Source organism: Rhizobium aethiopicum (genome assembly GCF_900094625.1).
Taxonomy (GTDB): Bacteria; Pseudomonadota; Alphaproteobacteria; order Rhizobiales; family Rhizobiaceae; genus Rhizobium; species Rhizobium aethiopicum.
Genome location: NZ_FMAJ01000029.1, coordinates 1 through 21,043 on the forward strand (window position 1 = coordinate 1; position 21,043 = coordinate 21,043).

Here is a 21,043-nt window from a genome sequence, read left to right on the forward strand (position 1 = left end):
AGCAGAGGAAGTCGGTATCCGGCGTCTTCTTGGCGGCGACGAATTCGCCCTTGGCCCAGTCGCCCATCACCTGCACCAGCGCGTCACCCTTGATGACCATGGCGGTCGCCAGGTTCCAGTCGCGGCCGGAGAAGTTCGGATCGACGTACTGGATGATCTTGGCCAGATTGTCGAAGGACTTCTTCATCGTGTCCGACTTCAGCGACTCCTCGTCGAGGTCGTTCATCGCCTTCTTGTAGAACTCCGGTCCGCCGGTCGACAGCACGATGGAATCGAACATCGTCGCTTCCTGCCAGTTCTGGCCGCCGAGCGCCAAGGGGATAACGCCTGCGGCTTTTGCCTTGTCAAGCAGCGCGAGCAGGTCGTCGAAAGTCTTCGGCTGGCTGCCGCCGATCTTGTCCATCACCGCCTTGTTGATCCATAGCCAGTTGACCGAATGGACGTTGACCGGGGCGGCAACCCACTTGCCGTCATAGACCGAGAACTTCTGCAGTGCGGCCGGCACCGACTTGTCCCAGCCTTCCTTCTTCGCCGTCTCGGTGAGATCACCCATGACGCCGGCCTGGGCATAATCGAGCACGGTATAACCGAGCATCTGCGAGGCCGTCGGATAGGTACCCGCCGCCACCATCGCCTTCAGCGCCGTCATCGCCGCATCACCGCCGCCGCCGGCAACTGGTACGTCCTTCCAGGCAAATCCTTCCTTCGAAAGATCCTCCTTCAGAACGTTCAAAGCAGCTGCCTCGCCGCCTGATGTCCACCAGTGCAGCATCTGAACTTCTTTTACGTCGGCGGCGCGGGCGGACACGCCGGCGCCGGCCAGAGCCAACGCGATCACGGCAGTCGTGGTCAGAAACCTATTCATCGAAGAACCTCCCAGTTCTATTGCAGATGCGGGACCTATTCCCGCACCGATCACCCGCCCTCCTCAGGCGCAGTTTCGTGACCGGCTAAGGCCGGTTTTCAGTCTGCGGCATCCACCAGTTGGTGCGCTTGCCGATATGCATGTTCAGCGTCTTGGTCTCGGTGTAATCCTCTACCGCATGGCGGCCGAGCTCGCGGCCGAGGCCGCTCTGTTTGTAACCGCCGAAGGGCAGCTCCGAGGCGCCGTCCATGAATGTGTTCATCCAGACCGTTCCCGCCCGCACCGACCGGCCGATCGTCAGGCAGGTGTCGAAATCGCGGCTCCAGACACCGGCCGACAGGCCGTAGTCGATGGAATTGGCGATCCCGATGGCTTCAGCAGTCGTCTCGAACGTCAGCACCGACAGGACAGGACCGAAGACCTCCTCGCGCGCGACCGCCATATCAGGCGTGACTTCTTCGAGGATTGTCGGCGACATGAACTGCCCCATGCCGAGGTCGAGCGCTTCGCCGCCATGCGCGATCCGGGCGCCGCTGCTCCTGGCGCCGGCGACATACCCCGATATCTTCTCCAGATGCTGCGGCGTGATGATAGCTCCGACCTGCGTCTGGGGATCAAGGGGATCACCGACCTTCACGCCCTTCGCCAGCTCGGCAACCCGCGTCACGACATCGGCAGCGATTGATTTGTGAAGGATCAGCCGCGAGCCGGCATTGCAGCACTCGCCGGCATTGAAATAGGCGCCGAAAACCGCGGCGTCGATGAAGGCATCGAGATCGGCATCCGGAAATACGATTTGCGGGTTCTTGCCGCCCAGTTCCAGCGAGACCTTCTTCAGTGTCTGCGCAGCATTCGACATCGTCAGTTTGCCGACGCCGGTCGAGCCGGTGAAGGAGACCATGTCGACGTCGGGATGAGATGTCATGACCGCGCCGACCTCAGGTCCCGTACCGGTGACAATGTTGACGACACCGTCCGGCACGCCTGCCTCTTGGAGAATTTCGCCGAGCACAAGCGTCGATCCCGATGTCAGCTCCGACGGCTTGACGACGGTCGTGCAGCCTGCAGCCAGGGCGAAGGGCAGTTTCTGGCCAACGATCAGGAACGGAAAATTCCAAGGCGTTATGATCGACACCACGCCGATCGCTTCACGCAGCACGACGCCGAGCGTGCCGTCCCCGAGCGTGTTGTAGCTTTCCCCATGGAGGTCGCGAGCAAGAGCCGCCGCATAACGCCATATATCGACGGAACCTGCGATCTCTCCGCGCACCTGCGTGATCGGCTTTCCTGCCTCGATAGCGTCAAGAAATGCGAGTTCTTCCGCACGCGCCGCGATCAGATCGGCCGCCTTTAGCAGGATAGCGGAGCGTTCGGAGGCGGTCATTCGCGGCCACGGTCCAAGATCGAAGGCCTTGCGTGCGGCGGAGATGGCGCGCTCGGCGTCCGTTCTGCTGCCGGTCGGGAAACGGCTGACCACGACACCGTGGCTTGGCGCGACACGTTCGATCGGATCGGAGGCACCGACCTCCCATCGTCCGTCGATAAGCATCCTGAAATCGCGCGCTCTATGGTCGCTCAGCGCCGTAGGGTTGACGATGACCGTCATTACCATTCTCCCTTGAATGTTGCCGGGCGCTTCTCGCTGAACGACGCGACGCCCTCTTTCAGATCGCCGGTCTTGGCGGCGAGGATCGAGCCCAGGGCTTCGACCGCGGTTCCATTGTCCTCGCCACTCGCCGATGCGATCATCAGCTTGACGATCTCGACGGCAGCCGGTCCCCGCGCGGCAATCCGCTCGGCATATTCCCTGGCGGCAGCGAGCGAATTTCCCGCCGGGACCACCGCGTCGACGATGCCGAGCAGGCGCGCCTCCTCGGCGGTGAATATCTCACCACCGAGCGCCATGCGCCGGACGACCTGTGCACCAAACCGGCGCACGAGGCGCTGAGTGCCCGACCAGCCCGGAACCATCCCGAGGCCGGTCTCCGGCAGACCGATCTTGATCTGCTGCTCCGCAAACCGGATGTCGGCAACGCCCGCGAGCTCAAGGCCACCTCCAAGAGCGTGGCCGTTTAGCGCCGCAACCAGCGGCACCCTGAGAGTGGCCAGTCTTTCGAAGATGCGATGGCCGTGCCGCACCCAGGCATGACCGAATTCCTGCGGCAACATTCCGCCCCAGGCCTTGATATCGCCTCCGGCGGAAAAGCCCCTTCCCTCACCGGTGAGGACGGCTGCGCGAACATTCGGGTTCGCCTCGACCGCGTCAGCCGCGTCGGCCAAGGCTTTCAGCATATCGAGATCGAGCGCGTTCAGCTTCTCCGGACGGGAGATCGTCAGCATCGCGACATGTCCTTCGATGTCGACCCTGACCGTTCCGCTAGCCATTGAAAGTGCCCTCCAGCGCCCGTGCCCTCTTTGTCGGAAGTGATAGGCCAATGCTTGGCTCCCGGAAGAGTGCCGCGTCCATCACCTTCAGGTCGGGCGCGACGATCAGCCGGAATTCGGACTGGTCGAGGATATGAGTGTGAAGATCGACGCCGGGCGCGATCTCGGTCAGCACGATGCCGTCGGCCGTCAGCTTCATCACGCACCGCTCGGTGACATAGGTGATGTCCTGCCCCTGCTCGATCGCGCGCCCGCCGCTGAAGGTGACGTGTTCGACATCGCTCACAAGCTTCTTCAGCTTGCCTTCCCTTTCGATGAGAAGTGTCCCGTCGGCGATCGAAAGCTTCGCGCCGGCGTTGAACATGCCGGAAAAGACGATCTTCTTCGCCCGCGCCGTGATGTCGACGAAGCCGCCGGCACCGGCCGTGACATGCGGCCGGAACGACAGCTTCGACACATTGACCGAGCCGTCCTTGCCGATTTCAAGGAAGGACAGAAGCGAGGCATCAAAACCGGCGCCCTGGAAATAGGTAAACTGGTAAGGCGACGGCATATAGGCGTCGGCGTTGGAGGCGCAGCCGAAGGCGAAGTCGAGCAGCGGCACGCCGCCGACCGCACCCTGCTCGATAACCCAGGTGACGGCGCCGTGAAGCCCCTCCTCCAGCAGAATCCGGGGCACGTTGGCCGATATTCCGAAACCCAGATTGACGCAGCTTCCGGACTCCAATTCCTGCGCAACCCGGCGCGCAATGACCTTCTGGACGTTGAACTCCGGAACACTGAAGCTATCGAGCGGCCGGAAGATCTCTCCGGAGATCGCAGGATCATAGCTCGTCTGGGTGGTCTGCTTCTGATCCGGATCGACGATCACATAGTCGACCAGCATTCCCGGCACGCGGACGTCATGCGGGCTCAGCGAGCCTTCCTTGGTGATCCGCTTAACCTGCGCGATGACGATGCCGCCATTGTTGCGTGCGGCAAGCGCTTGGTCGAGGCCGCCGAGATAGGCGCCTTCATGTTCATAGGTGAGATTGCCGCGCTCGTCGGCGGTGGTGGCGCGGATGATGGCGACCTGCGGGACGATCGAGGGGAAGAACAGCCAGTCGTCGCCCTCGAAGCTCACGCGTTTTACCACTGGAACGTCCAAAGCCAGAGCATTCATCGCGCAGCCCTGCCGCTCGGGATCGACGAAGGTGTCGATCCCGACCTTGGTCAGGACACCCGGGCGCTTTGCCGCGGCTTCGCGATGGATATCGAACAGAATGCCTGAGGGAATGTTATAGGCCGGAATCTCGTTGTTGGTGATCATCTGCCAGATCAGCGGCGGCTCGGACGATGACGGTCCTGACGGATAAGAGCCGCCGATGATGCGCTTGAGCAGGCCCTTCCTGGCGAGGTAGTCGACACCCTTGATGCCGCTCATGTCACCCGCAGCAATCGGATGCAGGGTGGTGAGATCCCTGGGGTGGCCGGTCGCATCGAAACGCTCGCCGATCGCCTTCAGCATGAGGTCCGGACAACCGAGACCGCTCGAAGACGATACTGTAACGACAGCGCCATCGGGAATCAGGGCGGCCGCCTCAGTTGGGGTGAGATGCTTCTGCATGTGCATTACTCAGCGTCCTGTTTCGATTTTGCGCTCTTGCCGGCCCTTGCCGGCGCGGTCTTGCCGGCGCCGCAGCTTTCGCGAACGACTAGCCGAACGGCTGTCGTCACCGTCTCCGCCTCGGCCTTTCCGGCATTGATCTGCTTGAGGAGCATCTGTGCGCCGCGCCGCCCGATACCTTGCGGGTCGACCGAGACCGTCGTCAGCGCGGGAACCGCTGTCTGCGCCTCGATGACATCGTCGAAACCCACGACGGCGAAGTCGGCGCCGGGCTCCAGACGGCGCGCACGCAGGCCGTCGCAGACGCCGAACGCCACGGCGTCGTTGAAGCAGACGGCTGCGGTCGGCCGACGTCCAAGAGCGATCGCTTTCCCGATCGCCTCTACCCCCCCGGCTCGCGATGGCGCCGAAGAGATGACGAGTTCCTCATGGTAATCGAGCCCGGCTGCCTCCACGCCGCTTCGGTAGCCGGCAAGCCTGTCGTCGAAGACGGCGGTGTCAGGAAAGCCGCCGAGGAAAGCGATGCGCTTATGGCCAAGCCCCGCCAAATGCTTGACCGCCGACATCATGCCAGCCCGGTTATCCGAAACGATGGACGAGACTTTGGCGCCGGGCAGGCTTCGAACGACAACGACCACCGGAATGCCTGCCGCGACGAGAGGCTTGAAGTCTGCAGCGTCGGTAGCGCGAGCCGGCGAGACGATAAGACCGGAAATGCCGTGCTCACGCATCGACGCGACAACCTCCCGCTGTCGGTCGATGCTCTCGCCGGTGTTCGACAGGAACTGCACGAAGCCGGCAGACTGGACGACCATATCGACGCCGACCGCCAGCTCCGCAAAGAAACCGTTCGTCAGATCATTAACGACAACCCCGACGATCCTCGACTTGGCACTGGCCTGCCGAAGATTGGCTGCGCCGCGATTATAAACGTAGCCGAGCTCGCGCATCACGGCATTGACCTTGGAGCGCGTTCCCTCATTGACCAGTGAGGAACCCTGAAGCACCAGCGAAACCGTCGACTTGGAGACGCCGGCCGCCTTTGCGATGTCAATGACGGTTACCCGCGCCTTTGTCATTTCCCGCTCCAACGATGGCGTCGACTGATGAACAGATATTTGGAACGTTCCAATTCTGTCAAGAGAAATTTGAAGATCCTCTTTATATTTATTCATTTCCGATGTTAATTCAGTTCTGTTCACCGCGAACATTTTAACATAAAAATTGGAACGATCTAAATTTGAGACGCCATTGAGAGGGCGCCCCTGGACATCCTTCGGCCGGCAAAGTCACGGAAGATTCGGTGCTCGTCCCTTTGCTGTCGAGCCAATCATGTGGCGGCGATCAGCGCAGGAGATCCCCGAGAGACGACATTGCGCACCGAAAGCCCAGCGAAGACTACTGGAATGCGCTTACGACGGTAGCCTGTACCTCGCCTGGCCAGTTCACCGGGAGATAGGCGGCGCCATGACAAACTCGGCTGAGTTTCCATCGCGGAACTCCGGCTCAGACATTAGCGAAACTTTATCGTTTGTGGCCAATGCTGCTGATAGGCGACGTGCCAGATCTGAAGCGGGGTCGGAGATGCCACACTCGTACGAATCCATTCTGGAGAACCTGCCGCAGGGCATTGTTCTCCTCGATTCAGCCGACACGGTGACGGCATTCAATTCGCGCGCACTCGATATTCTCGGCCCTCCGAACGGCGCGATCCACAAGGGAATGACTATTGATGGATTGCCCGGCGCCGCAGACTGCCGTGTAGCGGCAAGCCGGCAGCCGGCGATGGCCAGGCCCCACACATCGCAGCTTGCCCTTGCCGACGGACGGATGGTCTCGTTGACCTGCGCTTCCTCGAGAGAGGGAAGCTGGATCCTGAGCTATGAAGACATCTCGACCCTCATACGTGTGGAAGACAACCTCACAGAACAACATCACCGGTTCGACGAAGCCCTCAGCAACATGCCGCATGGGCTGTGCATGTTCGATTCGACGAAGAAGCTGATCCTGTGCAACGCATCTTACGCGCGGATGTACGCTTTGCCGGAGCTGCTGACGCAGCCAGGAACGCCGCTGGTGGACATTCTGGCCTATCGCAGCCGGCAGGGAAATGGCCCAGCCGACACCGCGACTTATTTCGACGTGGTCTTCGAAGCGACGGCGCGCGGTGCACCGGCCAGCCAGAACATCGTCCTCACCGATGGGCGCGTTATCAAAATCACTCATAATCCGATGCAAAACGGCGGATACGTCGCCACCCACGAGGACGTCACCGCGACCGTCCAACTAGCCGAAGAGCTGCGCCAGCACCGCGATCAGCTCGAAGCGACGGTGCAAAGCCGCACGGCGGAGGTGGAGCGTCAGGCCAGGGAACTCGAGCGAATGCTCGCGCAGGAGCGCAGTATCAACGAATTGCAACGCCAGTTCGTGGCGATGGCATCCCATGAATTCAGGACGCCGCTTGCCATCATCGATGCCGCCGCCCAGCGGCTGCTGCGCAAAATGGGAACCATCGAGCCCGAATTCCTCAACGAGAAGGTCGATCAGATCCGCGCATCGGTGAACCGGATCGTCGATCTCATGGAGAGCATCCTATCGGCCGGACGCCTGGATACCGGCAAGACCGATATCAGTTACGATGCTTGCGCGCTCAGATCGATGATAAAAACCTGTTGCGACCGGCAATCGACGATCGCAAAGACCCACAGCTTCGTATTGGATATCGACGGGCTGCCGGAGTTCATCGATGCCGATCCCCGCAGTTTGTCGCAGGTTTTTACCAATCTGCTTTCAAACGCAGTCAAGTACGCCCCTGGAACCTCTGAAATTCGTGTAGCGGCGTGGGTCGAGGCGGAAAACGTCAAAGTTTCGATTAGCGATGACGGGGTGGGGATCGATGCCGAGGACGTGCCGCGGCTGTTCCAGCGCTACTTTCGTGCCCGGACTTCGAGCGGCATTGCCGGAACGGGTATTGGCCTCAACCTGGTGAAGCAGATCGTCGAACTGCACCACGGCTCGATAGAGGTTCGAAGTGCAAGAGGATGCGGATCGACATTCATCGTAACCCTTCCCATCAGGAGAAACGACAACGCTTTTGAAAGCAATGACGCAGCCTGATGTTTCAGGATTGCTGTCCGGCATATCTACCCTATCCTTCTCGCAATAGAGGAGGACCATGCCATGGCTTTCATTCACACCCCCGATGCATCCGCCAGCGAAAAGACGACATCGATGTATGCGTCGGCCGAGGCGAATTATGGTTACCTGCCGAACATGTACCGTGCCTTCGGCCACCGGCCGGAGGTGATGGAGAGCTGGGCGGGGCTGCTTTCGAGTATTCGCGGCCATATGAGCCTCCGGCGCTACGAACTGGTGACGCTGGCGGCGGCCAAGGAGCTCAAATCCTCCTATTGCATGCTGGCGCACGGCTCGGTGCTGCTGCGCGAAGGGTTTACCAGCGACGGACTGACGGCGGTTGTCAACGAGACGGAAAAGGCGCCGATCGATGCCGGCGAGCGCGCGATCATGGCCTTTGCGGCCAAAGTGGCGCGCGATGCGACGTCGGTCACGCAGCAGGATATAGACGGGCTGAAGAAACACGGGCTGAGCGATGCCGAGATTTTCGACGTCACGGCCGCCGCAGCGGCGCGGTGTTTCTTCTCGAAAATGCTGGATGCGCTCGGTGCTGCCCCCGACCACGCCTATATCGAACGGCTGGAGCCAAATGTGCGAAAGGCGCTCAGCGTCGGCCGGGAGGTCGAGCGGCCTTTGGCGCCCTCACCGGCCGGCGGCGCATCGCAATGATGCGATGACGGGTGGCGCCTGCTACTCTTCCGGCTTATCGGCGAAATGCCGGATCGCAAATTCGGCAATATTCTGGCTCGAGCGATCGGCATCGTCGAGCATCGCGGGAAACAACTGCCACTGATGCGGCATGCCCGGCCAGACCTCGGTGGTGACATCCACTCCCTCCCGGCGCGCTTTGTCGGCCAGGCGCAGCGTGTCGTCAAGCAGGGCTTCACCGGAGCCGACCTGCAGCAACAGCGGCGGAAAGCCAGTCATGTCGGCATAAAGCGGTGATGCCTGAGGATCGGTCGCAGACCGGCTGCCGAGATAGGCCTTGCGCAAAGTCTCGACCCACGCCTTGTCGACCAGCTGATCGCTGCCGGCATTCGACGTCATCGATCCGCCCGTCGCGGCAAGATCAGTGATCGGGCTCAGCGCAATTACCGCGGCCGGCATCGGTTTTGCCGCCTGCTTCTGCCGCAGCACCGTCTCGAGCGCGATATTGCCGCCGGCACCGTCTCCTGCCACGACGACATTCTCATTGCGATAGCCATTATCGAGAAGCCAGCGATAGGCGGTCAGCGCGTCGTTGATCTGGGCGGGATAGGTATATTCCGGCATCAGCCGATAATTGATCAGAAGCACATCGCTCGATGCCGCCTTGGCGAGCGAACCGGCGAACAGGCTGTGGGTGCGGATGGAACCGCCTGAAAAGCCGCCGCCATGAATGTAGAGAACCACCCTTTTGCCGATCGGGTGGTGAAGCCGGGCGGGCCACATCAGCTCGCCATCCACACCGTCCGCATCGACCTGCCGGACCTGGATACGCGTCGGCCCCGGCATGGTGTCCATAAGCCTGGCGAAAGCCGCCCTTCGCTCTTGCAAGCTGTCGGCGTCGGCAAAGTGCTGCTTCCAGAGGCCGAGCAGTTTTTCGACCTGAGCGCGCGAGGCCTGGCTTTGCGGCGCAATGTCTCCGCCCAGCGCCATCGGCGCCGAAAGCATCAGGGCGGCCAAGACGGGAAACAGATATCCGCGCCGCTTCCGCGCTCTTCGACCTGCATTTGACAAAATCCGCCCCTTCATCAATCTCTCCCGAAGATGCTGCCGATGGCCGCATCTTTGGCCGCTTCGCCCGCAGGAGTCAAAAGGGTGACAAACGCAAACTTCCGCTTTTCACGTCACCGACGAGCAGCCTGAGGCCGGCGCGCGGCAGCTGCCCACCTGCTGCAGGCTGATCGGGCTATCATTGGAAAAAATCGACAATCGCTGTCAGCGCGGCTTGCCATCTGTCGGGCTTCCATCGGAAATGGGCTCTCGCCCTGCCCTCAACGCCCGTGCTTCTCCTCGCGTAGGAATGAAAGATACCGATGATCACCATTTACCTTGCCGGCCCGGAAGTCTTTCTTCCCGATGCAATGCCCATCATGGCGGAAAAACGCCGGTTGGCGCGCCAGTTCGGCTTCGAACCGACCGGTCCCGGCAGCGACGAAAACCAGACGCCGATAAAGCGGACGGCTGCGGAGATCTACGCCCGCAACGACATCGCCATGCGCCGGGCCGAAATCTGCCTCGCCAACATCACTCCTTTTCGGGGCGTCAGCGCCGATCCGGGCACGGTCTACGAAATCGGCTTCATGATTGCTCTCGGAAAATCGGTATTCGCCTATACCAATCACCCCGACGACTACGGGCTGCGCGTTCGCTCGATCTGGTATGAGGGAAGGGAGACTGATGAGACGAGCGGGCGGCCACGCGGGCCTGATGGCATCGCCATCGAAAATCACGGCATGGCCGACAATCTGATGATCGACGGAGGCGTCGAGGCGGCGGGAGGCAAGGTATTCCGCGCAGCCGCCCTGCCGGCGGATCCTGCACGTGACCTGGCGACTTATGTCGAGGCGCTTCAGACGATCGTTGGCAGGCGCGGGTAGGATTAGGCTCTTTCACTCCGCCCTGATCGCATCGATCACCGCCCTGAAGCCCGCAGACATGTGGCGGCGGCTCGGATAATAGAGATAGAGCGGTTCCTCCGGCTGACACCAGTCATCGAGGACCTGGATGAGTTTGCCGTCGGCAACCGCCCTTTCGACGCGAGGCTCCCAGATATAGGCAAGGCCGACGCCGCCAAGCGCTGCCTGCATCATCAGCTCGTGATCATCGAGCGAAAGCGCTCCGGTCGGCTGGAAACTCACCGTCCGACCATCCTTCTCGAATTCCCAGGCATAACGTGCACCGGAGGGAAACATGTTCTGGATGCAGAGGTGGCGCTTGAGCTCGTAAGGCGTTTGCGGCTTCGGGCGCCTCTCGAAATAGGCGGGTGAACCGACGACGACCAGGCGGATGCGCGGCTTGATGCGTAACGCGATCATACCTTCAGTGAGGCGCTCGCCGAAACGGATGCCGGCATCAAAACCTTCCTCGACGATGTCGACCAGCCTGTCCGTCGCGTTGATTTCCAGCTGCAAATTGGGATTGCGTTGAAGCAACGGGGCGATGACGCGGCCGATGACGAAGGGACCGATCGAATTCGGCACGTTGATCCTTACCCTGCCGAACGGCGTGTCGCGGTAGCGGTTCAGCGCATCGAGCGCGGCTGTCATCTCCCCGAAAGCCGGAGCGATATGTGAGAATAGGAGTTCTCCGGCTTCGGTCAGCGAAACGCTGCGTGTCGTACGATTGAGCAGGCGGATAGCAATTCGGTCTTCCAGATTGAGCACGGCATGGCTGATGGCAGAGGCTGTTACGCCCCGTTCCTCTCCTGCTTTGCGGAAGCTCTTGTGTCGCGCTACGGCCGCGAAGGCCGCTAATTCGGAAAGTTCGGTTGCACGCATTGCTGAATATTGCTCATCATAGTCTCATCAATAACGAATCTTATACATCACCGGGATTTCGGTCAAATTCGCTTGGTCAGCACAGAGATGCGACGTCAACAGAAGGAATTCGTCATGAAAGTCTGGTTCATCACTGGTGCATCCCGCGGTTTCGGCGCGCTGATGACGAAGGAAGCACTCGCAGCGGGCGACGCCGTCATCGCCACCGCCCGCAACCCCAGGACCATCACCGACCAGTTCGGGGACCATCCGAATCTGCTGGCCTTCGCCCTCGATGTCGCCAACGAGGCGCAGGCGAAAGAGGCTGCGGCCGCCGGTATCGCCCGCTTCAGCCGTATCGATGTTCTTGTCAATAATGCCGGATATGGCCTGCTCGGCGCCGTCGAGGAAGCCACAGCCGAAGAGATCGAAAAGATCTATGCCACCAATGTTTTCGGCCTCCTGAAGGTGACACGCGCCGTGCTGCCCTATATGCGCCGCCAGCGTTCCGGCCACGTCCTGAACTTCTCCTCGATCGGCGGCTATTTCGGCTATCCCGGCTGGGGCGTCTACGGCTCGACCAAGTTCGCCGTCGAGGGGCTGTCGGAATCCATGGCCGCCGAACTCGAACCTTTCGGCATCAAGGTGACGATCGTCGAGCCCGGCTTCTTCCGCACGGACTTCCTCGCCGATACCTCGCTGGCGATAAGTCCTGCCTCCATCGCCGATTATGAAGGCACGCCGGCCGGAGACATGCGCAGTTTCGCCGCCGACGCCAATCACGCCCAGCCCGGCAACCCAGCCAAGCTCGCTGCCGGCATCATGACGATGGTCAACTCGGTCAACCCGCCGCTGCGCATGCCGTTCGGCAGCGACACGGTCGCCATGATCGAGGCGCAGCACGCGAGTGTCGAAAAGGAGCTGTCCGTCTGGCGCGAGCTTGCCGTCTCCACGGATTTTAGCAGGGACGCAACGGCTGGGGCCTGAGCAGCCAAGACCGATGCCAATGCCGCCGCATCCGGATTTCCGCATGCGGCGGCAGCACCATCGAGATGGTGGAAAGAACGCATTGCGGCAAATTGGCATTCGCCTCTCGCCGGGGATGGCCTAGATGTAAGTCAGACCGTGACCCGTGAAGAGGCAACGCATGTCCATCAAAACCATCTGTATTTACGGTGCCGGAGCCCTCGGCGGCGCCATCGCCGCCAAGCTCGTAAACAGTAAAGATAGCGACATCGAGGTCTCCGTCGTCGCACGCGGGGCGCATCTCGATGCGATTCGCCGCGATGGCCTCAGCCTGCAGGAGGCCGATGCGGAAACCCCACTCACGGTGCGCGTGATCGCAACCGAAGATCCGAAAACATTGCCGGCGCAGGACCTCGTCATCACTGGCCTCAAGGGGCATCAGTTACCGCCTGCCGCCGAGGGGATCGCAGCCCTGCTCAAGCAGGGCACCCGCGTCGTCATGATCCTGAACGGCATTCCGTGGTGGTATTTCCATCGTGATACAAGGAGCAGACATGCGGAGCTGCAATTCGACGAGCTCGATCCCGGCGGCAGGCTCTGGCGGCTGATCGGACCGGAACGCGTGATCGGATGCGTCGCCTATCAAGGCGCGGAAGTGGTCAGCCCGGGTGAGATCCGGCTTTCCCACAAAGGCCGCTTCGTGCTTGGCGAGCCCTCCGGCGAAATGTCTGCCGACCTCGCAGCGATATCGGCGCTGCTGACCGGCGCCGATCTCAGTATCTCGACCACGCCGGACATCCGCAGTGAAATCTGGAGCAAGTTGATGGGCAACGCCGCCTTCAACCCGATCAGCGCTCTGACACGGGCGCTGATGACAGATATCCTGGCAGACCCGGCGCTCATGGACATGGTCAGCAGGGTTATGAAGGAAGTGCTCGCTGTCGGCGAGTCGATCGGCGTGGATTTCGCCATGTCGGTCGAGCAGCGGCTGGAGCAATCGCGCCACATCGGCGGCGTTCGAACCTCGATGCTGCAGGATTTGCTCGGCGGCAAGGCGCTGGAAATTGCGCCGCTTGTGGGTATGCTGGTGGCGCTCGGACGCCTGACTGCCGTTTCGACTCCGGTATCGGAGACGATCCTGGCGCTGGTGACGCAGCTGGATCGGGAAAACCGGCGCGGCAACTGACCGCGAGGAGAAAGGCGGCCGGGAAAATCCCGGCCGCATCGTTTATTTTCCGAGCTTCTCGGCCCAGGACGGCGCCTTGCCGCCGCCGTCGAGGAAGGTCATCGCCATATTCGCCATGAGGGGTGAGGCGAAAGTCTCGTAATGGGTGAGATCGGGCAGGATCGCCAGCCGGTTTGTCGACATGTTTTCCCGCATCCAGCCGGCATCACGCAGCCCGCCGCCAAGCTTCTGATAGAAGTCGACGATGTGCTCGGGCCGGATCATGTCGGCATCGCCGTACATCAGCATAACCGGCATGGTGAGCTTCGCGACGGCATCGCCATAATCATTGGGCTCGCGCATCAGCGCGCCCATGGCGTCAAGCAGTTTCGGAAATTCGGACACATCAGGCGCCACCGCCTTGTAGGAGAGGAACATCGGCGTGTCCTTCATCATCTCTGCCATGCCGGCGCCGACGGCCGCCTGCTGCGGCAGCATCTCCGGAAAGAAGCCATTCTGGGCATAGGGAGCCGAGAGAATCACCAGGCGGCGCACCTGGTCCGGCGCGTTCGCCGCCATGTGGAGGGCCACGCCGCCACCGAAAGAATAACCGAGGACATCGAGCTTCTCGTAACCGAGCTGCTTCACCAGGACCGCGAGATCGGCGCCTATTGCCGGAAGCTCGATCGGCCGGTCACCGAGGGGCGTGCGGCCATGGCCCTGCAGATCGACGGCGATCACCTGCCGGTGGTCCGTGAAGACAGGCATTACGGGCGTAAACATCTCGATCTGCCCAAGTCCGCCGTGAAGCAGAAGCAGCGGTTCGCCCTCGCCGCGGATCTCGTAATAATAATCGATGCCGTTGACCGGCACCCTTCCCTTCCTGACGATCGGCGCGATGATCTTGTGATCCTCGACAACAGGCGTAGCGCCGCCAGCAACTGATATATCCGGCGCCGCCAGGAGTGCGGCAGCCGTTGCAATCATCGAAATCAGCGTCATCTTCGACATGTCCTTGCTCCAAGTTTGCATCGATACCGCAAGGACGGCGGCGATCATCCCTTTCCGACACCGCCCCCGAAATTTCTGCCGACCCAAGCAGGCGGCATGGGCTGGAGGGCCGATTTCCAACTTTTCATTAACCCGCGTGCTGGTAAAATCTCGTCGCCACGATTTCAGACGCTGCGAGACCAATGCCGAAACCGAATTTCCGCTTCACCCATTACGATCTCAAGGAACAGCGAGCCGGAGCGATCGTCGAGGTGTCGTTGAATGCGGTGAACAATGTTCGTCTGATGACGGCGCCGAATTTCCAGCGCTTCACCGAGGTTCTCGATTTCAAGTATATCGGCGGAGTGGCGCGCAAGTCGCCCGTCAAGCTTGCCGTTCCTGAAAGCGGCCACTGGCATGTCGTCGTCGATATGGAAGGCCACCACGGCCTTGCCGAATCCACCGTCAAGGTGATCGCCGCGCCAGCCAATCAGAAGACACCGCGTTCCTCCTAACATTCAGGCGAGGTCAGCGCGGATTGCGCTCCTTGCGAAGCTTCGCCCACCATTCCAGCCGCTTCCGAATATCGCGTTCAAAACCGCGTTCGGGTGGATCGTAGAAGGTCTGGCGGCCCATTTTTTCCGGGAAATAATCCTGGCCGGAAAAGGCGTCCGGTTCGTCATGGTCATAGCGATAACCTTCGCCGTAGCCCTCGCCCTTCATCAGCTTGGTCGGCGCATTGAGGATATGCTTGGGCGGCAGCAGCGAACCGTTCTGCTTCGCAGCCTGGCTTGCGGCCTTGAAGGCGGTATAGACGGCATTCGATTTCGGCGCGGTGGCGAGATAGACGCAAGCTTGAGCGAGCGCCAGTTCGCCTTCAGGCGAACCGAGATAATCATAGGCATCCTTGGCGGCGTTGCAGATTACCAGCGCCTGCGGATCGGCAAGCCCGATATCCTCCACCGCCATGCGCACCAGACGCCGGCCGAGATAGAGTGGATCTTCGCCGGCATCGAACATGCGGGCGAGATAATAGAGCGCAGCATCGGGGTCTGAACCGCGCACGGATTTATGCAGCGCCGAAATCAGATTGTAATGGCCGTCCTGAGCCTTGTCATAGACCGGGGCGCGGCGCTGGACGATACGCGTCAGGCCTTCGGTGTCGAAGCTCTCGCCCTCGCGCGCGGCACGCCACACCTCTTCGGCAAGCGTCAGCACGGCGCGGCCGTCGCCATCCGCCATGCGGATCAGGCTGGCGCGCGCCTCGTCGGTCAGCGGCAACGGCTTTTGCTCGATCGCCTCGGCGCGCGTCAGCAGTTCCTCGAGACTCTCCTCGTCATGCGATTTGAAGGTCAGGACGCGGGCGCGCGACAACAGAGCGGCGTTGAGCTCGAAGGACGGATTTTCGGTAGTGGCGCCGACCAGGATGACGGTGCCGTCCTCCATTACAGGCAGGAAACTGTCCTGCTGGGCACGGTTGAAGCGATGGATCTCGTCGACGAACAGCAGCGTCTGACGGCCATCCATGCGCCGCATGCGAGCCGCCTCGAACACCTTCTTTAGGTCGGCGACGCCGGAAAAGATCGCCGATATCTGCTCGAAGGCCAGCCCCGCCTCGCCGGAAAGCAGCCGCGCCACCGTCGTCTTGCCGGTGCCGGGCGGCCCCCAGAAGATCATCGAGCCGAGCGAACCGCTTTCGATCATGCGTTTCAGCACGCCGTCCTCACCGGTCAGATGTTCCTGACCGGTGACATCGGCGAGCGTCTTCGGCCGCAGCCGGTCGGCAAGCGGCCGCCTGGCGGCAACCTCCTCCGGAACACGCGGCGCGAAGAGATCATTGCTCATCGGAAGAACTGCCTGATCCTCTGGCCGTCGCGCTCGATTTCCACCCGCCAGAGACCGGGGTCGCTATCGGCGATCTCGACAAGTTCGCTGGTCGACTTCACTTCCGTGCCATTGATCGAGACAATGATATCCTTGGGCTCGAAACCGAGACGGGCAGCCGGCGAATCTTCCTTGACATCAGAAACGACGACGCCGGCAGATTCAGGCGGCATGCGCAGCTCGTCGGCGACGCGCGGCGAAAGGTTCTCGACGACAACGCCGGTAAAGGGTGTGCGCCCGCCGATGATGCGCTGATCGCGCGGCGAGGTCTCCGGCGCGCGCGCTAGCGCCAGCGACAGCTGCTCCTCGTGGCCGTTGTCGATGACGGTAAGATTGACCGATTTGCCAAGGCCGGCCGTCGTCAGGCGATAGAGCAGCGCGTCGGGATGCTCGACCGAGATGCCGTTGACGGCAGTGACAATCTGGCCGGCTTTGAGCCCAGCCTTTGCCGCCGGCCCGCCTTCAGAAACCTTGACGACCAGCGCGCCGAGAACCTTGTTGAGCCCAAGTGCTTCGGCGACTTCCGACGTCACCGCATCGAAGCTCGCGCCGACATAGGGCCGCTCGAAAGATTTGACGCCGGCATCGGCGGAAGCGAGGAAGACCTTGACCAGATTGGCCGGGATGGCAAAGCCGATGCCGTTCGAGCCGCCGCCGCGCGAAAAGATCGCGGTGTTGATGCCGATCAGTTCGCCCTTCATATTCATCAGCGCGCCGCCGGAATTGCCGGGATTGATCGACGCGTCGGTCTGGATAAAGAAACCGAACTCGTTCTTGACCACCTGGTTGCGGGCAAGCGCCGAAACGATACCGCTCGTCACAGTCTGGCCGACGCCGAAGGGATTGCCGATCGCCAACACGAGGTCGCCGACTTCTACCGTATCGGAATTGCCGATCGGCAGCGTCGGGAAGCTCTCCTTGGTATCGATTTTCAGTACAGCGAGGTCGAGACGGTCATCGCGCAGCACCACCTTGCAGGGGAATTCGCGGCCATCCGACAGCGCCACCTTGATGTCGTCGGCGCCTTCGACGACGTGGTTGTTGGTCACGATCGTGCCATTCGCCTCGACGATGACGCCGGAACCAAGTGAGGACTGCTTTTCTGAGCGGTTCGGCATCTGCTGGCCGAAAAATTGCTCGAAGAAGGGATCTCCGGCAAAGGGCGACCGGCGCTGGATGATTTTTTCCGCATAGACGTTGACGACAGCGCCCGACGCCTGTTTGACGAGCGGCGCGAAAGAGAGCTGCATCTGCATCTGGCTCTCGGGCACGCTCTTTGCCGTTTGTGCGTGAGCGGCAGCCGGCAGAACGAGCATGACGGCGAAAAGCGACACGGAGACGCGCTTGAACAGGCCTGGCATGGGTATCCCTTTTGAATCCTCGTGAGCAACGTTTTTAGAGCATGATGCCGAAAAGTGTGAGCGGTTTTCGGACGACATCATGCTCTAACTATTCAATTGCGAACAGGATTCAGACTTTAGCCCGAACCGGCCTGACATCATCCTGTTCTGCGGCCCGACGCTAGAAAGAAAAGAGGGCGGAAGCATGGAAGAATAAGGCAAGGGAATGTCTTAAAGTCGCTGCGAGTTTGATTCAGGAAGATTGGCCATGCAGCTGATATCACAAGCCAAAACCTGGGCGAAGTCACTGAAGCGTGACATCGTCGCGCTGTGGTTGGCCGCGCGTGATGCCCGCGTACCCTGGTATGCAAAGGCTGTGGCCGGCGCCGTTGCTGCCTATGCGCTTTCGCCGATCGATCTGATCCCGGATTTCATTCCCGTGCTCGGCTATCTCGACGATCTCGTCATCGTGCCGCTCGGCATCCTGCTGGCAACGCGGCTCGTTCCGGCCGAGGTCATGCGCGAACTCCGCGCGGAAGCCGCAAGGCGCATCGAGCGTCCCTCCGGCCGCGGCGGACTGATCTTTATCCTTGCCGTCTGGCTCACCTGCATCATCTTCCTGGCTCTGGCATTGCGCAAGCTGGCCTGAACGACGGCAACAGGGACATCTGAATAATGACGACAAGAGCGATGACGGCGGCCTTTGGTTTGGCGATCCTGATTTCCGCATCTGATATGGCCGCGGCGGCCAGTTTCGATTGCGATGCGCAGGAATTGAGGCCGGACGAAAAGGCAATCTGCGACAATCGCGCGCTCAACGATGCCGACGTCAGGATGGCGACCACCTTCGAGCTGCTCTCCGGCCTGCTGGCCATGGGCTCGCGCGGAACATTGCAGGACGAGCAGACGGCCTGGTTGAAGAAGCGGCAGGAATGCGGGGCGGATGCCGCCTGCCTTAAGGCCGCCTATGACGAACGGATGAAACAGCTCGGCGAATCCTACAAAAACATCAACCGGCCGCTTTGAAAGCGACCGGTCGGCAAAACAACTGACTCTCAATCAGCCGGTCGTAGGTTCGAAAACGCTTATCGCGCGTTCAGATCACGCACGGCGCCGCGGTCGGCGCTCGTTGCGAAGGCCGCATACGCCTTCAGCGCGGTCGTCACGTTGCGCTTGCGGACTTCCGTGGGCTGCCAGCCCTTGCCGTCCTGCTCGGCGCGGCGTGCGGCGAGCTCGGTTTCGCTGACGCGCAGGCTGATCGTGCGGTTCGGGATGTCGATATCGATCATGTCGCCTTCGCGCACCAGGCCGATCGTGCCCCCATTCGCCGCTTCCGGCGAGACATGGCCGATCGAGAGGCCGGAGGTGCCGCCGGAAAAGCGGCCGTCGGTGATCAGCGCGCAGGCCTTGCCGAGGCCCTTCGACTTCAGATAGCTCGTCGGATAGAGCATTTCCTGCATGCCGGGACCGCCCTTCGGGCCTTCGTAGCGGATGACGACGACGTCGCCGGCTTTCACCTCGTTGGCGAGGATCGCCTTGACGGATGCGTCCTGGCTTTCGAAGACGCGGGCCGGACCGGAGAATTTGAGGATCGATTCATCGACGCCGGCCGTCTTGACGATGCAGCCGTCGATCGCGAGATTACCCTTCAGCACAGCAAGGCCGCCATCCTTAGAGAAGGGATGCTCGACCGAACGGATGACACCGTTCTGACGATCCGTGTCGAGATCGTCCCAGCGGGCGTCTTGGCTGAAGGCGACCTGGGTGGGGATGCCACCGGGGGCCGCTCGATAGAAGTTGCGGACGGTGTCGCTGTTGGTGCGGGTAATGTCCCAGCGATCGATCGCTTCGCCGAGTGTCTCGGCGTGCACGGTCGGGCAATCGCGGTTCAGCAGACCGCCCTTGTCGAGTTCGCCAAGGATCGACATGATGCCGCCGGCGCGGTGGACATCTTCCATATGCACGTCGCTCTTCGCCGGAGCGACCTTCGACAGGCACGGCACGCGGCGCGACAGCGCATCGATATCGGACATGGTGAAATCAACCTCGCCTTCATGGGCGGCGGCGAGGATATGCAGGACGGTATTGGTCGAACCGCCCATCGCGATGTCGAGGGCCATGGCATTCTCGAAGGCCTGCTTGGAGGCGATGGTGCGCGGCAGCGCCTTGACGTCGTCCTGCTCGTAATAACGGCGGGCAAGATCGACGATCAGGTGACCCGCCTCGACAAACAGGCGCTTGCGGTCGGCATGGGTTGCGAGCGTCGAGCCGTTGCCGGGCAGCGACAGGCCGAGCGCCTCCGTCAGGCAGTTCATGGAGTTTGCGGTGAACATGCCGGAGCACGAACCGCAGGTCGGACAGGCTGAACGCTCGATGACCTTGACGTCTTCATCGGAAATCTTGTCATCGGCAGCCGCAACCATGGCGTCGACGAGATCGAGCGCATGTGTCTTGCCGTGCAGCACGACCTTGCCGGCTTCCATCGGGCCGCCCGAGACGAAGACTGTGGGAATATTGAGGCGCAGCGACGCCATCAGCATGCCGGGGGTAATCTTGTCGCAGTTGGAAATGCAGACCATGGCGTCGGCGCAATGGGCATTGACCATGTATTCGACACTGTCGGCGATGAGCTCGCGCGAGGGCAGCGAATAGAGCATGCCGTCATGGCCCATGGCGATGCCGTCGTCGACGGCGATGGTGTTGAATTCCTTGGCGACGCCGCCGGCCGCCTCGATTTCGCGGGCGACGAGCTGGCCGAGGTCCTTCAGGTGCACGTGACCCGGCACGAACTGGGTGAAGGAATTCACCACCGCGATGATCGGCTTGCCGAAATCCGAATCCTTCATGCCCGTGGCGCGCCAAAGGCCGCGCGCGCCCGCCATGTTGCGGCCGTGGGTCGTGGTTCTGGAACGGTAAGCTGGCATCGGTGTCTTCCTCGACATATCGGAAATATCAGGCGAAGCGGGCGGCTGTGGAGCTTGCGGGCCAGGCGATCGCTGCTGTTTGGAATTGTCCTAATCCAATCGACGGGGGCTGTCACTACCGGGAAGGCCAAATCCGGTACGCCGCCAGGCGAAGCGATGGACGCGCATCGATCATATACGGTTCGACGAGTCCTTTTGTTACAGCCATATTCCATCACAGACGAACACAAAAAATTGGCTTCCCGTCGATGATATTCCAGGCATAGAGAGTGATCCGAACATGCGGGCTGCTCGTTTAAGGACTATAGTCGGATAGCCGCCC

The 21,043-nt window shown here is 61.4% G+C and carries 19 protein-coding genes; 8 read left to right on the plus strand and 11 right to left on the minus strand.

Annotation, left to right across the window (positions count from 1 at the left end; genetic code table 11):
- The 5 genes from GA0061105_RS29840 to GA0061105_RS29860 form a co-directional block, all read right to left on the minus strand.
- A partial coding sequence (locus GA0061105_RS29840; RefSeq protein WP_092754807.1) for an ABC transporter substrate-binding protein occupies positions 1 to 865 on the minus strand: 865 nt, incomplete at its 3' end.
- Positions 866 to 950: 85 nt separating this feature from the next.
- Positions 951 to 2,471, minus strand: a complete 1,521-nt coding sequence (locus GA0061105_RS29845; RefSeq protein ID WP_064692656.1) for an aldehyde dehydrogenase family protein — start codon at positions 2,469 to 2,471, stop codon at positions 951 to 953.
- Positions 2,471 to 3,250 (minus strand): enoyl-CoA hydratase/isomerase family protein, encoded by a 780-nt coding sequence (locus GA0061105_RS29850; RefSeq protein ID WP_092754810.1) that lies wholly within the window; start codon positions 3,248 to 3,250, stop codon positions 2,471 to 2,473. Before GA0061105_RS29850 ends, GA0061105_RS29845 begins: the two co-directional genes overlap by 1 nt.
- The gene (locus GA0061105_RS29855) at positions 3,243 to 4,856 is read right to left on the minus strand and encodes an acyl CoA:acetate/3-ketoacid CoA transferase (RefSeq protein ID WP_208601716.1); all 1,614 of its coding nucleotides are present in this window, start codon (positions 4,854 to 4,856) and stop codon (positions 3,243 to 3,245) included. The genes GA0061105_RS29850 and GA0061105_RS29855 overlap by 8 nt, the downstream gene beginning before the upstream one ends.
- A 5-nt stretch (positions 4,857 to 4,861) precedes the next feature.
- Positions 4,862 to 5,935: a LacI family DNA-binding transcriptional regulator gene (locus GA0061105_RS29860; RefSeq protein WP_092754816.1), complete on the minus strand. Its 1,074-nt coding sequence runs from the start codon at positions 5,933 to 5,935 to the stop codon at positions 4,862 to 4,864.
- 505 nt (positions 5,936 to 6,440) lie between these two features.
- Here GA0061105_RS29860 and GA0061105_RS29865 point away from each other — a divergent pair.
- Together GA0061105_RS29865 and GA0061105_RS29870 are read left to right on the plus strand one after the other, a co-directional pair.
- A complete protein-coding gene (locus GA0061105_RS29865) occupies positions 6,441 to 7,973 on the plus strand; it encodes a sensor histidine kinase (RefSeq protein ID WP_092754819.1) in 1,533 nt (510 codons plus the stop codon).
- A 63-nt stretch (positions 7,974 to 8,036) separates the two neighbouring features.
- On the plus strand, positions 8,037 to 8,660 hold the full coding sequence (locus tag GA0061105_RS29870; protein ID WP_092754822.1) for a carboxymuconolactone decarboxylase family protein: 624 nt from the start codon (positions 8,037 to 8,039) through the stop codon (positions 8,658 to 8,660).
- A 21-nt stretch (positions 8,661 to 8,681) separates the two neighbouring features.
- Here the strand turns inward: GA0061105_RS29870 and GA0061105_RS29875 are convergent, their stop codons facing one another.
- Positions 8,682 to 9,656, minus strand: coding sequence for an alpha/beta hydrolase (locus tag GA0061105_RS29875; RefSeq protein WP_208601714.1), 975 nt, complete (start codon positions 9,654 to 9,656; stop codon positions 8,682 to 8,684).
- Positions 9,657 to 10,009: 353 nt separating this feature from the next.
- Here GA0061105_RS29875 and GA0061105_RS29880 point away from each other — a divergent pair, with 353 nt between their 5' ends.
- The gene (locus tag GA0061105_RS29880; RefSeq protein ID WP_092754828.1) at positions 10,010 to 10,573 is read left to right on the plus strand and encodes a nucleoside 2-deoxyribosyltransferase; all 564 of its coding nucleotides are present in this window, start codon (positions 10,010 to 10,012) and stop codon (positions 10,571 to 10,573) included.
- 12 nt (positions 10,574 to 10,585) lie between these two features.
- On the opposite strand, the gene GA0061105_RS29885 is transcribed toward GA0061105_RS29880, so the two are convergent.
- Entirely contained in the window at positions 10,586 to 11,473 is an 888-nt protein-coding gene (locus GA0061105_RS29885; protein ID WP_092754831.1) for a LysR family transcriptional regulator, read from the minus strand.
- 114 nt (positions 11,474 to 11,587) lie between these two features.
- Between GA0061105_RS29885 and GA0061105_RS29890 the strand changes: the two genes are divergently transcribed.
- Positions 11,588 to 12,439: an SDR family NAD(P)-dependent oxidoreductase gene (locus GA0061105_RS29890; protein WP_064692707.1), complete on the plus strand. Its 852-nt coding sequence runs from the start codon at positions 11,588 to 11,590 to the stop codon at positions 12,437 to 12,439.
- Between the two features lie 160 nt (positions 12,440 to 12,599).
- Entirely contained in the window at positions 12,600 to 13,604 is a 1,005-nt protein-coding gene (locus tag GA0061105_RS29895) for a ketopantoate reductase family protein (protein ID WP_092754834.1), read from the plus strand.
- Positions 13,605 to 13,646: 42 nt separating this feature from the next.
- Here the strand turns inward: GA0061105_RS29895 and GA0061105_RS29900 are convergent, their stop codons facing one another.
- Entirely contained in the window at positions 13,647 to 14,642 is a 996-nt protein-coding gene (locus GA0061105_RS29900; RefSeq protein ID WP_208601715.1) for an alpha/beta fold hydrolase, read from the minus strand.
- A gap of 134 nt (positions 14,643 to 14,776) precedes the next feature.
- On the opposite strand from GA0061105_RS29900, the gene GA0061105_RS29905 reads away from it, so the two are divergent.
- The gene (locus tag GA0061105_RS29905; protein ID WP_064692646.1) at positions 14,777 to 15,088 is read left to right on the plus strand and encodes a DUF1883 domain-containing protein; all 312 of its coding nucleotides are present in this window, start codon (positions 14,777 to 14,779) and stop codon (positions 15,086 to 15,088) included.
- 13 nt (positions 15,089 to 15,101) lie between these two features.
- On the opposite strand, the gene GA0061105_RS29910 is transcribed toward GA0061105_RS29905, so the two are convergent.
- Entirely contained in the window at positions 15,102 to 16,418 is a 1,317-nt protein-coding gene (locus GA0061105_RS29910; RefSeq protein ID WP_092754837.1) for a replication-associated recombination protein A, read from the minus strand.
- Complete coding sequence (locus GA0061105_RS29915; protein ID WP_092754840.1) at positions 16,415 to 17,818, minus strand: DegQ family serine endoprotease; 1,404 nt, start codon at positions 17,816 to 17,818, stop codon at positions 16,415 to 16,417. The genes GA0061105_RS29910 and GA0061105_RS29915 overlap by 4 nt, the downstream gene beginning before the upstream one ends.
- A gap of 247 nt (positions 17,819 to 18,065) precedes the next feature.
- On the opposite strand from GA0061105_RS29915, the gene GA0061105_RS29920 reads away from it, so the two are divergent.
- Complete coding sequence (locus tag GA0061105_RS29920; RefSeq protein ID WP_092754843.1) at positions 18,066 to 18,446, plus strand: YkvA family protein; 381 nt, start codon at positions 18,066 to 18,068, stop codon at positions 18,444 to 18,446.
- 23 nt (positions 18,447 to 18,469) lie between these two features.
- Complete coding sequence (locus GA0061105_RS29925; RefSeq protein ID WP_092754846.1) at positions 18,470 to 18,823, plus strand: lysozyme inhibitor LprI family protein; 354 nt, start codon at positions 18,470 to 18,472, stop codon at positions 18,821 to 18,823.
- A 59-nt stretch (positions 18,824 to 18,882) separates the two neighbouring features.
- Here GA0061105_RS29925 and ilvD read toward each other — a convergent pair whose 3' ends face one another.
- Entirely contained in the window at positions 18,883 to 20,721 is a 1,839-nt protein-coding gene (ilvD, locus tag GA0061105_RS29930; RefSeq protein ID WP_092754849.1) for a dihydroxy-acid dehydratase, read from the minus strand.
- Positions 20,722 to 21,043 lie beyond the last annotated feature (322 nt).

Coding starts and splice junctions, on each gene's coding strand:
- GA0061105_RS29845 (WP_064692656.1), bottom strand. CDS start 2,471: ATGACGGTCATCGTCAACCCTACGGCGCTGAGCGACCATAGAGCGCGC.
- GA0061105_RS29850 (WP_092754810.1), bottom strand. CDS start 3,250: ATGGCTAGCGGAACGGTCAGGGTCGACATCGAAGGACATGTCGCGATG.
- GA0061105_RS29855 (WP_208601716.1), bottom strand. CDS start 4,856: ATGCAGAAGCATCTCACCCCAACTGAGGCGGCCGCCCTGATTCCCGAT.
- GA0061105_RS29860 (WP_092754816.1), bottom strand. CDS start 5,935: ATGACAAAGGCGCGGGTAACCGTCATTGACATCGCAAAGGCGGCCGGC.
- GA0061105_RS29865 (WP_092754819.1), top strand. CDS start 6,441: ATGCCACACTCGTACGAATCCATTCTGGAGAACCTGCCGCAGGGCATT.
- GA0061105_RS29870 (WP_092754822.1), top strand. CDS start 8,037: ATGGCTTTCATTCACACCCCCGATGCATCCGCCAGCGAAAAGACGACA.
- GA0061105_RS29880 (WP_092754828.1), top strand. CDS start 10,010: ATGATCACCATTTACCTTGCCGGCCCGGAAGTCTTTCTTCCCGATGCA.
- GA0061105_RS29885 (WP_092754831.1), bottom strand. CDS start 11,473: ATGCGTGCAACCGAACTTTCCGAATTAGCGGCCTTCGCGGCCGTAGCG.
- GA0061105_RS29890 (WP_064692707.1), top strand. CDS start 11,588: ATGAAAGTCTGGTTCATCACTGGTGCATCCCGCGGTTTCGGCGCGCTG.
- GA0061105_RS29895 (WP_092754834.1), top strand. CDS start 12,600: ATGTCCATCAAAACCATCTGTATTTACGGTGCCGGAGCCCTCGGCGGC.
- GA0061105_RS29900 (WP_208601715.1), bottom strand. CDS start 14,642: ATGATCGCCGCCGTCCTTGCGGTATCGATGCAAACTTGGAGCAAGGAC.
- GA0061105_RS29905 (WP_064692646.1), top strand. CDS start 14,777: ATGCCGAAACCGAATTTCCGCTTCACCCATTACGATCTCAAGGAACAG.
- GA0061105_RS29910 (WP_092754837.1), bottom strand. CDS start 16,418: ATGAGCAATGATCTCTTCGCGCCGCGTGTTCCGGAGGAGGTTGCCGCC.
- GA0061105_RS29915 (WP_092754840.1), bottom strand. CDS start 17,818: ATGCCAGGCCTGTTCAAGCGCGTCTCCGTGTCGCTTTTCGCCGTCATG.
- GA0061105_RS29920 (WP_092754843.1), top strand. CDS start 18,066: ATGCAGCTGATATCACAAGCCAAAACCTGGGCGAAGTCACTGAAGCGT.
- ilvD (WP_092754849.1), bottom strand. CDS start 20,721: ATGCCAGCTTACCGTTCCAGAACCACGACCCACGGCCGCAACATGGCG.